Annotated in this window: 7 protein-coding genes and 1 riboswitch; of the genes, 1 reads left to right on the top strand and 6 read right to left on the bottom strand. The window is 44.3% G+C overall.

From position 1 onward, the window contains the following. Positions 1–196: 196 nt before the first annotated feature. The 5 genes from ACTUJY_RS07440 to metK form a co-directional block, all read right to left on the bottom strand. Positions 197–439 (bottom strand): MafI family immunity protein, encoded by a 243-nt coding sequence (locus tag ACTUJY_RS07440; protein WP_463615438.1) that lies wholly within the window; start codon positions 437–439, stop codon positions 197–199. Positions 440–443: 4 nt separating this feature from the next. Further along, the gene (locus ACTUJY_RS07435) at positions 444–1,364 is read right to left on the bottom strand and encodes an RHS repeat-associated core domain-containing protein (RefSeq protein ID WP_463615437.1); all 921 of its coding nucleotides are present in this window, start codon (positions 1,362–1,364) and stop codon (positions 444–446) included. Between the two features lie 18 nt (positions 1,365–1,382). After that, positions 1,383–8,528, bottom strand: coding sequence for a PKD domain-containing protein (locus ACTUJY_RS07430; RefSeq protein ID WP_463615436.1), 7,146 nt, complete (start codon positions 8,526–8,528; stop codon positions 1,383–1,385). A gap of 222 nt (positions 8,529–8,750) precedes the next feature. Beyond that, positions 8,751–10,151, bottom strand: coding sequence for an adenosylhomocysteinase (gene ahcY / locus ACTUJY_RS07425; RefSeq protein ID WP_463615435.1), 1,401 nt, complete (start codon positions 10,149–10,151; stop codon positions 8,751–8,753). 20 nt (positions 10,152–10,171) lie between these two features. Next, positions 10,172–10,269: riboswitch (S-adenosyl-L-homocysteine riboswitch) on the bottom strand. Positions 10,270–10,291: 22 nt separating this feature from the next. Next, on the bottom strand, positions 10,292–11,452 hold the full coding sequence (gene metK, locus ACTUJY_RS07420) for a methionine adenosyltransferase (RefSeq protein WP_463615434.1): 1,161 nt from the start codon (positions 11,450–11,452) through the stop codon (positions 10,292–10,294). 394 nt (positions 11,453–11,846) lie between these two features. Between metK and ACTUJY_RS07415 the strand changes: the two genes are divergently transcribed. Further along, entirely contained in the window at positions 11,847–12,422 is a 576-nt protein-coding gene (locus tag ACTUJY_RS07415) for a thioredoxin family protein (RefSeq protein WP_463615433.1), read from the top strand. A gap of 89 nt (positions 12,423–12,511) precedes the next feature. On the opposite strand, the gene ACTUJY_RS07410 is transcribed toward ACTUJY_RS07415, so the two are convergent. Further along, on the bottom strand, positions 12,512–12,964 hold the full coding sequence (locus ACTUJY_RS07410) for a chemotaxis protein CheW (RefSeq protein ID WP_463615432.1): 453 nt from the start codon (positions 12,962–12,964) through the stop codon (positions 12,512–12,514). Positions 12,965–12,973: the final 9 nt, after the last annotated feature.

Below are 12,973 nucleotides of genomic sequence, written 5' to 3'. Positions count from 1 at the left end.
CACCGGTCAGCGCCTTACCTGATTGAAGTTGTTCTAATGCTTTATTAAAGTCGAATTCTTGAGTCATAGGTCATTCCTGTTTTTAACAGTTTACTGAAATGACACAGATTTCTAAACACTACCGACCCTTTTGATTTGCTCAACTGGAATTTTTGTATCAGAAATCAATAGGGTCACCCATTGATTCTCTGTTGATTTACACTTTTATTTTTAACCTTTCCCATTTACTACTAGATATAGTAAGTTTACTTCCAACTTTTTTTATTAATTTTAATTGCTCTTTAGTTACAGACTTATTTTCTTCGAAAAAAATAGCGCAAAGAGTTTCAAGTGCTAACTTATTTTCATTTACTTCAATAAACTCGTAAACTTCCTCTACTTCCGAAGCAGATAAGGTAGTTCTACATAGTTCTACAAGTTCGATCAGCTCGTCATTCATATTTTCACTCCTGTTTCTCAGGGTTTCTCGGTACATTATTAGGCCACCCTGTTATTATTTTCCCATTTTCTGAGTCGTTACCTAAAATAACATCAATTTTTACACCGTTTCTTTTTCCTGAAACTTTAGTTCGCCCATCTCTCGCAGGTTTAACTTTAGAATTAGGATCTGTTGCTACATCAGAAATGGCATCCATAACTTCGTCATCGGTCCAGTCAGATGGAAACTCAGATTTTCCAGGCACTCCTCTTCCAGGCCCGTGACCTCCACCGTCTTCATCACCATCTAAGATATGTTTTGTTGCATCTTCGTCAGCTAAATTAGTCGAGTCACTATTTTGCCAAGGAGGATAAATCTCAGTAGGAATATCAGGGTGAGGCACTCCAGACTCGATAGGTGTTGTTTGTGGTTGAGTGGGAGGCGGTGGTACAAACAATCCTTTTAATGAACGCCATGCACCTCGCGCTTCACGAACAGGTTCTTTTGCAAACCTTGCAAACGTCGCGAGAATTCTATTTTTACCATTTGGATCGGTGTACTTATATGGGTTATTTCCAACGTAAGCATATCGATTAAAAGTAGTAACATCCGAACTAACAAAAGTAATCGGATCCAACCCCATAAACCGCCCAGCTTCCGGGTGATACCAACGCGCCTGCATGTAAGTGAGGCCAAGCCCTTTATCCTCGCGGTGACCGGTAAAGCCGACATTATTATCGGTGTCTTCATTGGTAAGCTGCTTACCAAAAGGCTGATAGTCTTCACGCCATTTCACGCTACCATCTTCTTTGGTGGCCAATACCGGCGAACCAAGATGGTCGGTATGAATAAAGGTGATGGTGGTCTTTTTCGCAAAGCCGGCCACCGCGAAGGTGGCGAGGGTTAATGCGGCTAATGTGTTCTTAAATACTTTTATTAAATTCATGGTCATCTCCTTATCAAATTACAGCGCGCAGCCAGAATCGGGGTAATAGTTGGCGTAAGCATTTTTATCGTTCATATAAAAATAATGCTGCGTTTGATAAGTGTGTAAGGTGTCTTCACTAATCGTACCGGTATACACTTCTTCCATGGTGATGTTGCCATCGCCATTCCAGTCGATTTTTTCTGGCGGCGTATTCGGGAAGTAACTGCTGTAGTAATCCGGATAGTTCAGATAAATGTACACCGCGTAGTAAATGCCTTCGTAATTATTGGAGAGAAAGTCTTTGTTTTCCACAATTCTATTGCCATCGAAATCCAGTTCGCAACTACCCGCCGGTGGTGGTACATCGGTGTTTTGTACGGTAATCGTTACTTCATCACTGCTACTGGCACCGTCGGCATCGGTAACGGTTACTCGGAATACGTAATTCGTATCCATCGCCACATTAGGCGCAACAAATTGTAGCGTGCCTTGTTCTGGCCCTTGCTGCAAAGAAACATTACCGCCACTGACAATACGCCAACTCATGCTGAGTGAATTACCATCGGGATCGTTAGACGCTCGCGCATCCAAAATCACAGTATCGCCTTCGTTGACGGTTTGATCGTTACCGGCATTAGCAACCGGCGGTAAGTTACCGCTGATATCGTTAACCGTAACCGTAACCGTTGCGGTATTGGTTTCATTGTTACTGGCCGTTACCAGAACTTGAAAAACCAGTTGCGTTGCCTCGCCCACATCAGGTGCGTTGAAACTTGCACTGACGGTGTTGGCATTGGTTAAGCTTACTGCAGGGCCGGAAACTTGCGTCCAATCGTAAGTGATAATGCTTTCACCTTCCGGTGCGGTTGAAGCACCTGCGTTTAAGGTGACTTGTGTATTTTCATCGACACTTTGGTTGTTGCCCGCATGCGCCGTTGGCTTTTCGGCAACCGCCGGCGCACGTACGGTAATGGCCACATCGTCGGTTGCAGAATCCCCTTCATCATCGGTGACCGTTAAGCGGAACGTGTAAACGGTATCGTTACTCACTTCCGGTGCAGTGAACTCTAGCGTGCCGGACTGACTGCCTTGTTCGAGCTCAACATAGCCACCCGACACAATACCGATGTTCATGGAAACAGAACCGCCATCCGGATCGTAAGAGTTGCGGAAATCGAGCACCACACGATCGCCACTGTTAACGATTTGATCATCCCCGGCATTGGCGACCGGCGCTTGATTGTCCACCACAGTAATCGAAACAATGTCCGACTCGGCATCATCGCGTTCCGTTCTAACCGTAACACGAAACTCGAGCACGGTAGTTCCTGTGACATCCGGTGCGGTAAACTGAGGCTCCATCGCAAAGCGATCGTTCAGCTCTACCGTTGGTCCTCGCAGTTGCGTCCACTCGTATTCATAAATTGGGTTTTGCGCTGCTGCCGTTGAAGCCGCCGCCGTTAACTGAACAATCACACCCTCATCCACACGTTGATCCGGTCCTGCGTTAGCCTCCGGTGCGGCGAATGGATTATCAATAGTAACCGTTACTTCATCAGTCGCTGTACCAGCCCGATCGTCGGTTACCGTTAGTTCAAACACCAAAGTCGCTTTGTCGAACGCTGCAACATTCACCTGTGCATTGCTGCCACTGGCATTTTGAATGGAAACATTGGGGCCAGACACCTGACGCCATTGATAACCAACAATCACACCATCGCTATCGTTTGATAAGCTGGCATTTAATGAAAGCGTCGACTGCCCTTCGATCAACTCTATATCGTTTCCGGCATTCGCTATGGGCAGTTGGTTTTCTGCCAATGGTGTTGAATCATAAACCCACAAAGGCCAATCTTGATTATTCAGGCTGGCATCCACTCTTGCCAATTGCCCACTGGCGGTAAAAGGCGAAAGGGTTGTGCTATTGGAAGTAGACGGCACCACTTCAATTTCATTTAAGCCGTTAAAGTCAATACGCACTGAATGGTGACGATATTCCAAGTCCTGAACAATGGCGCGTAAACTGCCCGTCGTCAGTCGTTGTAAGCTGCTCTGGTAACTCGATGCATCAATAGCCGACTGTACCGGAGCAGACCAATCACTGTTAGCGGTCAATTGTGCCATTTGCAATTGATCGTTGTGCTCGGTGATTAAAGTAGCTGTTAAATCGTTGGCCAGTGCCACTTTCAACAGACCGCCTGCTTCATTTACCGTGTGAACGTTTTGGGTTACACCTTGTAATCCCTGTGCGTTAAACCGTTGACTTTGATAAATGCGTTCTGAGCTGTTCGTATTTTCCCATACCGCAATACCTTCACTATTGTTGTTAAAAGCTAAAGCGTAAAGCGATGAGCTATCGGAGGTACCCAATTCGTGCCAACTTTTTTGTCCCGTTGCAGAAACCGTCAATAATTGTACGCGCGAAGCAACGTGATTGTTTTGTGCGTCCAGTTGGTACAAAGTCCAGAGTAACGCCACATCACCACTTTCATTGATTGCGATGGCATGATCGCGATCACTGCTCGCATTAAATAATTCATGCCCTTGCGTTAAATGCGCTGCTTGCGTTGGTGCAGACCAACCGACTTGTTGATCCCAGGTTGCAAACCAGCGGTTGTAATTATTGAAACGTTCTTCCGTCCAGGTCACCACAAATCGACCATTACTGGATGAAGCAACGCCAATACCGGTTTGTGGTACGTGCCCACTTTCTGCAATTTTTAATTGCTCTGTTGTCCACTGCTGAGTTTGTGGATTAAATATCGAAGTCCAAACTTTGCGGTTCGTTGAATCTGTTGCTAATACCATTGCCCAACCGTTTTCGGCCACTTCCAACCTCATGCGATAGGGCGAAAAAGTAAACAAGTTGTGATCGGTTAAAGTTTTGTTAACAGCGTTCCAACTGCTAACTTTTACAGGCTGATTAGCTCGTTTGTATTTCAGAACGTGAACATTACCCGCTAAATCCATACCGACAGAATGTGCGGAGTAATCCACATTGGCCACGAATCGCCATTGATTATCGGCAATCACCACTTGACGCTCTTCGGTTGGCGCAGAAGTCTGGCTTTGATTTTTCGCAACTAATCGATAATAAATGCGATCATTGATGTTCAGCCCCGTGTGAATATAGGGTGATTCTACATTAGCTATGCGCGTGGCTTGTGACACGTCCGTAAAGGATTGGAAACTCCAGTAAAGATCGTAGCTATTGATATAAGATGCTTCATTCCAGGTTACAACAACCTGACCATCTATCACATTAGCCGCAAACTGAGCCGGTGCTGACAACGCATTAAATGTGCTTGGATCGGTACCTAATTGAAACTCTTGCAAATTGGTAAAGCCGTCGTTATCGATGTCTCCGTTGGCGTCATCCTTTATTGCATCCAGACCATACTGCACTTCGTAATCATCGCGCATGCCATCACCATCGGTGTCGGCATTGTTGGCTTGAGTACCGGCATTGAACTCTTCGAGGTTGGTTAGTCCGTCACCATCCAGATCGCCACTGGCGTCGCTGGCGTCGTATGGGTCGAATCCATTTTCACGCTCAAAGCAATGACCCATACCGTCGTTATCGAGATCATCGGTGCATTCTATTTCTTCATCGTGATAAGCCACCAGCTTACTGCCGAGGAAAATGTGCGAACGCTTTAAATCACCTTGCTTTTGTTCTTCGTACATCAACTTACCGACACTGGTATAAACAAATCGCTCACTTTCATTGTCGGACGTCTTAGTTAACATTCGATTATTAACGTCGTATTCGTAAACGAATTCTTTATTGTCTGAACTACGCACAGCACGAACCATATTGTTGGCAAAATCATAAAAATACTGATTGGATTGGTCGTTTGTGATCCGTCCCTTTACATCGTAAATAAATGTTTTACCGTCAAAGGTTTCAAGATGATTCCGGTCGTTGTAACTGTATAAATATTGTTTACCACCTATAGTTTTATCTTGAATATTACCGAGCGTATCGTAATTGTAATGCCCTTGCCCCCAAACGCCTTGCGCAGCGGTTAAACGGTCCAGTCCATCGTAAGTCATGAAATGACTTTTAGTTGAGTCGATTGCATCGGCAATGGAAGTAATGTTGCCATTAAAATCATAGTCATAGGTGTAATCAATTAGATCCAATATTCCATCACCAACAACCATCGTCTCGGGTAATAATCGTTCGTTGAGTGTAAAGTTTGTAACTTGTCCGTTGGCATATGTCATGCTCTCAATCGCGCCCGAATCAAAGTAAGTCACGCTGTTAATAAAATTACCCACCTTTGAAGCTCGACCAAATACATCCGGAGCAAAGTCAACGACTAACCCGGTGGGGTAAGTCATTTGAGTTAAATGATTTAACGTATTAAATTGATATTCAAATTTGAACGGTCGATTATCATGAAACAATGTTTCCGATGTCATTCGATTTTCATTATCGTATACGAACGCCCATCGACTGTTTTTCTCATTTTGATAGGTATTATTCGATGAACTTACATCGGTATACAGCGTTTTCAAAGTACGCTTTGCTTCAACCACGTTACCGACAACATCATAGTTCAATGCATCTTTCAATTGAAACGCGGAGTTGTTGCAAGTCAACATCGCACCACTCATACAATCTGGAGGAATGCCGTAAACATAACCATAATCGTTCAGGTGATAATAGGTCGGATACTCAATTGATTTAACGCGCCCTAATTTATCGTAGTAGTAATTGGTCATGTATTTACTTTCACCAATAACATGCCATTCTTGTGTTTTTCTTCCCGCTGCATCGTAACTGTACGTTAGGTGTCCTACTGATTCTGGCTCTTTATAAAAATTAAGGTTCCAATAGCTGTTGTAACCATATTCTCGTTTTACACCGTTCTGCATGATCGTAAGCGGTTGTCCCATTTCATTTCGGGTAATTTCAATACTCACATTCTCTGGCGCGTGGATCGTACGCAAATATTTTGAAGAAGGCGATGTCGTATCGTAAACGTAACGTGTTGTATTATTTTCAGCATCTGTGACTTGTGTTTCTGAACCAGAAATATATTCCGTTCGGATGGAACCGCTGCCAGTAGTGACTCGATTAATCACACGATTTAACCCATCGTAGAAAAAGCGTGTGCCTTTTGTCGAATCATTAACAAACGACTGGAAAGTGAGACGATGCAATTCATCGTACCCAAAAGATTGGCTAAACGACTTTCCTGATACTGTATCTTCAGTTGTTTTTGAAGTTAGATTCCCATATTTATTAAACAAATTGGTTTGCTGCAAATCACCTTTTGTGTATCGAACCTGACGACCAAACTCACTATAAGCAATTGAGACATCTTCACTTAAAGGTGAATCCACAAACGTCACTCGATTCATATCGTCATATCGATAACTGGTTTCAACACCTTTTTGATTGACTTCTTTGGTTATCCGACCATAGTTATCGACTTCTCGGGTTATGAAGGTACCATCTGGATAATCCACTCGACGTGGTACACCACGATGATAGTCACTGAATTTTGTTTCATTGCCGACACCATCAATTTGCTTTTCCAAAGTACCATCGGAATGATAGGTATAATCAACTTTTACACCCTTATCTACAACAGAAGTAGGATCGCCCAAAATGTTAAATTCAGATTCCGATACTTTCTTCAAATTATCTTCGGTATTCCCAATGAAGTATTCACCAGACATTCCCAACATCCAAAGACCGCTTTCACCACCCATTGCAAAGCGGGGTGTTTTTTTGTACAGCGTTTGTGTTCCGCTCTCTTTTACTAAAACGGGGAAGCCACCAGGAGATGCAGCCAACACTTCATAACTGAAAGTAGAACCATCCTGAATAATAGTTTTGGACTTAAGGTGTGGAACGAGATAATCCACATCAACCAATGTGCGAATTCCATTAGTGCTGTATTTACGTGACATATCCGAAACGGTTGTTGCATACCATTGCTGACTGTATTCCAACAAAGTAACGCCGTCTTTTTCGTGCTTAAAGTGTGCGAGCAAACCAATGGACCAAACACCATCCATATACATTGATCTAAGTCGCTTTTGCGCGCCAAAGTGCGTATAAGTCTTTATGCCATCTGGGCCTGAAATAACTGTTTGATCAAATTCACCATTGATATCATCTTCAGCTTCTGATCGTGAATAAGTGTAATTCCAGCAAAGCGCATCGATACATTTTTCTGTCACTATCGGATAGTCTTTTTCCATAAATACAATAGTGTCGTATTGAAAGGTTGTAACCACTTGGTGTGGTGAGGTAATGCTTTCAATAAAGGCTTTTTTGTCACCATCTTCGTAATACGTATATCCGGTTTTTCCTCCATCAGGGCGAGTTACAGAAATTAAACGTTGCCCTATTCCAGCGCCTGTAACTTCATACTCAACAATAGTTTCGCCATTAGAAATGGTTTTGAGCGCACCGCTTTCCTGATAAGTAAAGTCGACTCTACGACCATCGGAGGCCTCAATTGATGACAGGCGTAAAGACAAATTAGAAGCACTGCCACTGTAATTAACGGATAGATAATTTCCGTACTTATCTTCGACTCGAACAACATGCCAGTCGTATTCGTAACCACCAACAAAGTAGCTAAGGCCTTGGGTATCCGTTAGCTTCAAAAGCCCATCTTCACAAGTGACTCGCCATAAAGATGAAGTAATAAATTTAGGCTTATAGTCAATGTCTTGGTCAAACGTATTGTTATTATTTTTATCAACATAAATTGTAGGTCGGTGAAGTATGGTCTGGTTACTGCCATCCGGCGTAACAAACACTGTATTGTAAGTTAAGGAAGGACGTGTACCGATACACTGATATCCATAGTTGGTACCGCTTAGTTTACCAAAGTGCATGCTCCATAGTGCACCGACAGTTTGAGTACCAAAATTTTCACGATTATAAATATCTTCCGCCGAATTAAAGCTGCGAGTTATCGCAATATCTGGCCCGATACCCGGCACGACCATATCGGTGTAATGCACACCCAATGTACCACCGAAAGCATCAACCATAACATTCTCTGAAGAGTCATAAGCTCTCGCAGAATTAACGCCAGGCATACTGTAAAAGTCGGGATCCGACTCCGTTTCTGGTGCGGGCTCTTCTGCTGCAAAAACATTAAGTGAAAATAGAAAGGGAACAATTAAGGCACGTAGCAAACTACACATAGCTTCCTCTAAAAATTGAACAGCGTCCAAAAAATTTGATAACAAAATAAATAGGCGCGGAATTATACAGAGGTAAAAAAGCAGAACAATGGTATTTTTGCACAGCAACAATTGGTTTATATAAGCTTTTAATAATAAATTCTTATTAGAAACATTAAAGCTGCTACAACAAAAAACCGGCGAATAGTCGCCGGTTTTTTATTGCTAAAATTAAAAAATTGATTAATAACGATAATGATCCGGTTTATACGGACCATTTACCGCAACACCAATATAATCCGCTTGCTCTTGAGTCAACTCGGTTAAGTTGGCACCGATTTTTTGCAAATGCAAACGCGCAACTTTTTCATCCAAATGTTTAGGTAACACGTACACTTGCTTTTCGTAGTTGTCACCATTTGCCCAAAGTTCGACTTGTGCCAACGTTTGGTTAGTGAAAGAGTTGGACATAACAAAACTTGGGTGGCCAGTTGCACAACCTAAATTCACCAGTCGACCTTCGGCCAATAAAATGATGCGTTTACCATCGGGGAAGATCACATGATCCACTTGTGGCTTAATGTTTTCCCACTCGTATTTTTTCAGTGACGCAACTTCGATTTCGTTATCGAAATGACCAATGTTACAAACAATGGCTTGGTCTTTCATTGCTGCCATATGGTCGTGAGTAATCACATTAAAGTTACCGGTAGTAGTGACAAAAATATCAGCCATGGGAGCGGCTTCTTCCATGGTGATTACACGGAAACCTTCCATTGCGGCTTGAAGTGCACAGATGGGATCAATTTCAGTCACGTAAACCGTAGCGCCTTGGCCACGTAAACTTTGCGCACAACCTTTACCCACATCACCATAACCTGCAACAAGAGCAATTTTGCCCGCAATCATGACATCCGTCGCACGTTTGATCCCATCGAGTAGAGATTCACGGCAACCGTAAAGATTATCAAATTTAGACTTGGTCACCGAATCGTTCACGTTGATAGCCGGGAAAGGTAAACCACCTTCTTTTTGCATTTGATACAAACGATTCACACCGGTGGTGGTTTCTTCGGTAACACCTTGAATGTTGTGTGCAGCGCGCTCGTAAAACTCGGGATCTTCGGCCAGTTTCTTTTTGATAGCCGCAAACAGATATTCTTCTTCTTCGCTGCCAGGGTTATTGAGTACCGAAATATCTTTGGCCGCTTTACGACCCAAAACAACTGCGAGTGTGGCGTCGCCACCATCGTCTAAAATCATGTTGGCTGTTTCGCCATTTCCCCAATCCAGAATGCGATGGGTGTAATCCCAATACTCTTCTAAAGTTTCGCCTTTGTAAGCAAAAACAGGGATTTCGGCCGCAGCAATTGCAGCAGCGGCATGATCTTGTGTTGAATAAATATTACAGCTGGCCCAGCGTACATCCGCTCCCAAAGCCGTAAGTGTTTCAATCAGCACCGCAGTTTGTATGGTCATATGCAATGAACCCGCAATGCGTGCACCTTTTAGCGGCTGCTTTTCGCCAAACTCTTCACGCATGGCCATTAAGCCCGGCATTTCGGTTTCGGCAATGCGAATTTCTTTGCGGCCCCAATCGGCCAGGGACATATCTTTGACGTAAAAGTCTTTGAACTCAGACATGGTTTGCTCTCCATTCATTTAATGAATGGGCGCCCTTGCAAGTTGAAAAGCCCGACTGAGCGTGACAGACTTTCATTTTGGAAAAATGAAAAGCTCCGCTGCAGCGCCCCTCAGCCGGGTTTTGGAAATGAAAGACGGAATTATAAACCAGCAGCTTTACGTAATGCTTCTGCTTTGTCGGTTTTTTCCCAGGTAAAATCGGCGTCTTCACGACCAAAGTGACCGTAAGCGGCAGTTTTACGGTAAATGGGGCGACGCAAATCCAACATATCGATAATACCCTGCGGGCGTAAATCGAAATGTTCGCGAACCAACTCAGCAATTTTGCTTTCATCGATTTGATGCGTGCCAAACGTATTAATGGATATTGACGTGGGCTCGGCTACACCAATAGCATAAGACACCTGAATTTCGCAACGAGCTGCCAATCCAGCCGCAACAATGTTTTTCGCAACATACCGACCGGCATAAGCCGCCGAGCGATCGACTTTAGAAGGATCTTTACCCGAAAAGGCACCGCCACCATGACGAGCAGCACCGCCGTAGGTATCCACAATGATTTTTCGGCCGGTTAATCCACAGTCGCCAACCGGACCACCAATAATAAACTGACCGGTAGGGTTGATGTGGTACTGGGTATCGGTGTGTAACCACTCTTCTGGCAATACCGGGCGAACAATGTGCTCCATCACCGCTTCGCGAATGTCAGATTGCGAAATTTCTGGATCATGTTGTGTGGATAATACGACGGCATCAACCGCAACCGGTTGGCCAGATTCATACCGAAGCGTAACTTGAGATTTGGCATCTGGACGTAACCAAGGCAACACGCCGTTTTTACGTAATTTGGCTTGGCGCTCAACCAAGCGATGAGAATAGTGAATCGCCGCAGGCATGAGTACCGGCGTCTCGTTGGTAGCGTAACCGAACATTAATCCCTGATCGCCAGCGCCCAAATCTTTATTATCGGCTTCGTCTACGCCCATGGCGATGTCGGCAGACTGTTTACCAATTGCATTTAAAACGGCGCAGCTGGCACCATCGAAACCCACATTAGAACTGTCGTAACCGATGTCGAGAATCACATCGCGCACCACATCTTCTAGGTCGACATAAGTTGAAGTGCGCACTTCACCGGCGACAACGGCCATTCCGGTTTTTACCATGGTTTCTACCGCAACACGGGCGTTAGGATCATCAGCAATGATGGCATCCAGAATAGCATCGGAAATTTGATCCGCCATTTTATCGGGATGACCTTCGGATACGGACTCCGAAGTAAAAATACTGTACTCTGCCATTAATCAGTTTTCCTCTGTTGCCTCGTCCTTGAAAAAGGAACGAAATCAAAACGTTAGTCCAGATAAATGCGCTATTCCCAAGCCACATTAGACTGCTAGACTGCTAAATGCGCGCAATTTTACTGGTTTCTGCAAAAGTTTTCACTAAGTTTTGCTCAAAAAACGACAGCTACCATACCACAACACCGTAAGAGAGTCCTCCGCCAGAATAAGAAGCTGTCCTTAAGAACGGGGGTTACTTTTTTGGCAAATTGAGGATCATTGCTTAAGCTTTAAACAGATTCGGAGTTTGTCCGTTTTTATCTCAGTTTTAAGACTATACAAGTCTTATATATTTGTAAGTTTGCCGCTAGAATTCGGCAACTTTTTGACTATCCACCAAAAGGAGCCTGCAATGGCAGAATTACAGACACCTGTCTGTGACTTTGGCCGACATGCTTCCAGCTTCAACCTGCTAGGGGTTGATGGCCAATACTGGAACTTGCAACGTTGCCGAGGAGCCATGGGTCTGCTGGTTATGTTTATTTGCAACCATTGCCCCTATGTGAAAGCGATCCGCAGCCGTTTAATAAAAGATTGCGAAGAGTTGCAGCGCATGGGCATTGGCGTGGTTGCCATTAATTCCAATGATCCTTCCAGTTACCCGGAAGATGCTTTTCCCTATATGAAAGCCATTGCTAAGCAATACAAGTTTAACTTTCCGTACCTGCTGGATGACGAGCAGAAAGTTGCTCGTGCGTACGGCGCCGTTTGCACTCCGGATTTTTTCGGGTTTAATGCGCTGATGGAATTGCAATATCGAGGACGACTTGACGCCAGCGGTATGAATAAATCCAAGGCTGTACCACCGAGAGAACTGGTTGATGCTATGCATCAGATCGCATTGACCGGGCAGGGCCCAAGACGTCAGCACCCTTCGATTGGCTGTTCGATTAAATGGCGTAAAGAAGTGGTTTCTTCTGTTTCTTAGCGAGTTGCGAAAAAATGATGTTTTTTTGTTGTCTCCCGTCAAGTGAAACTGACGGTTTTAAACTCGGAACTCGGCACTCGTAACTGTTTTTAAACGTCTCGGATCAGTTGTTCCAGTTTATCAATATCGGGAATGGTTGCCTGAATCGAGCCGATTTTAATTTTGGCTTTGTCTGCAGTGCGCAGCGGCTCATCTTCAACCAGTGAAACCGAAGGTTCTGTGACGTGAGTTAGGCGTGGAATGCCCTGTACGATGATGGCGATGTAGGGCATGTCTTCGTTGTTGTTCAGTGTGCTAACCACTGCAACGCGCGATCGTTTGTTCGCTTGCGGATCTTCACCTCCATTGAGAATATCGAGCGAGATCATGGGTACGTCCATTCCGTGCCAGTGTACAGTACCGACATACCAACTGGGTCCTTTATCTGAGTGAGTAACATCGCCAAACGGAACAATTTCGGCGACCGTCGCGTTGGGCAACAGGATACTTTCGTCGATGATCGGGATCATCAGGCTGTAAACTTCTTTCACACTGTTTTCCACGGTTTTCTC

The sequence above is a fragment of the Pleionea sp. WD8-19 genome (genome assembly GCF_055326765.1).
This window is presented reverse-complemented; position numbering and strand designations above follow the sequence as displayed.

Bases quoted from the DNA above. Each gene is read 5' to 3' on its own strand.
- ACTUJY_RS07440 (WP_463615438.1), bottom strand. From the start codon at position 439: ATGAATGACGAGCTGATCGAACTTGTAGAACTATGTAGAACTACCTTA.
- ACTUJY_RS07435 (WP_463615437.1), bottom strand. From the start codon at position 1,364: ATGAATTTAATAAAAGTATTTAAGAACACATTAGCCGCATTAACCCTC.
- ACTUJY_RS07430 (WP_463615436.1), bottom strand. From the start codon at position 8,528: ATGTGTAGTTTGCTACGTGCCTTAATTGTTCCCTTTCTATTTTCACTT.
- ahcY (WP_463615435.1), bottom strand. From the start codon at position 10,151: ATGTCTGAGTTCAAAGACTTTTACGTCAAAGATATGTCCCTGGCCGAT.
- metK (WP_463615434.1), bottom strand. From the start codon at position 11,452: ATGGCAGAGTACAGTATTTTTACTTCGGAGTCCGTATCCGAAGGTCAT.
- ACTUJY_RS07415 (WP_463615433.1), top strand. From the start codon at position 11,847: ATGGCAGAATTACAGACACCTGTCTGTGACTTTGGCCGACATGCTTCC.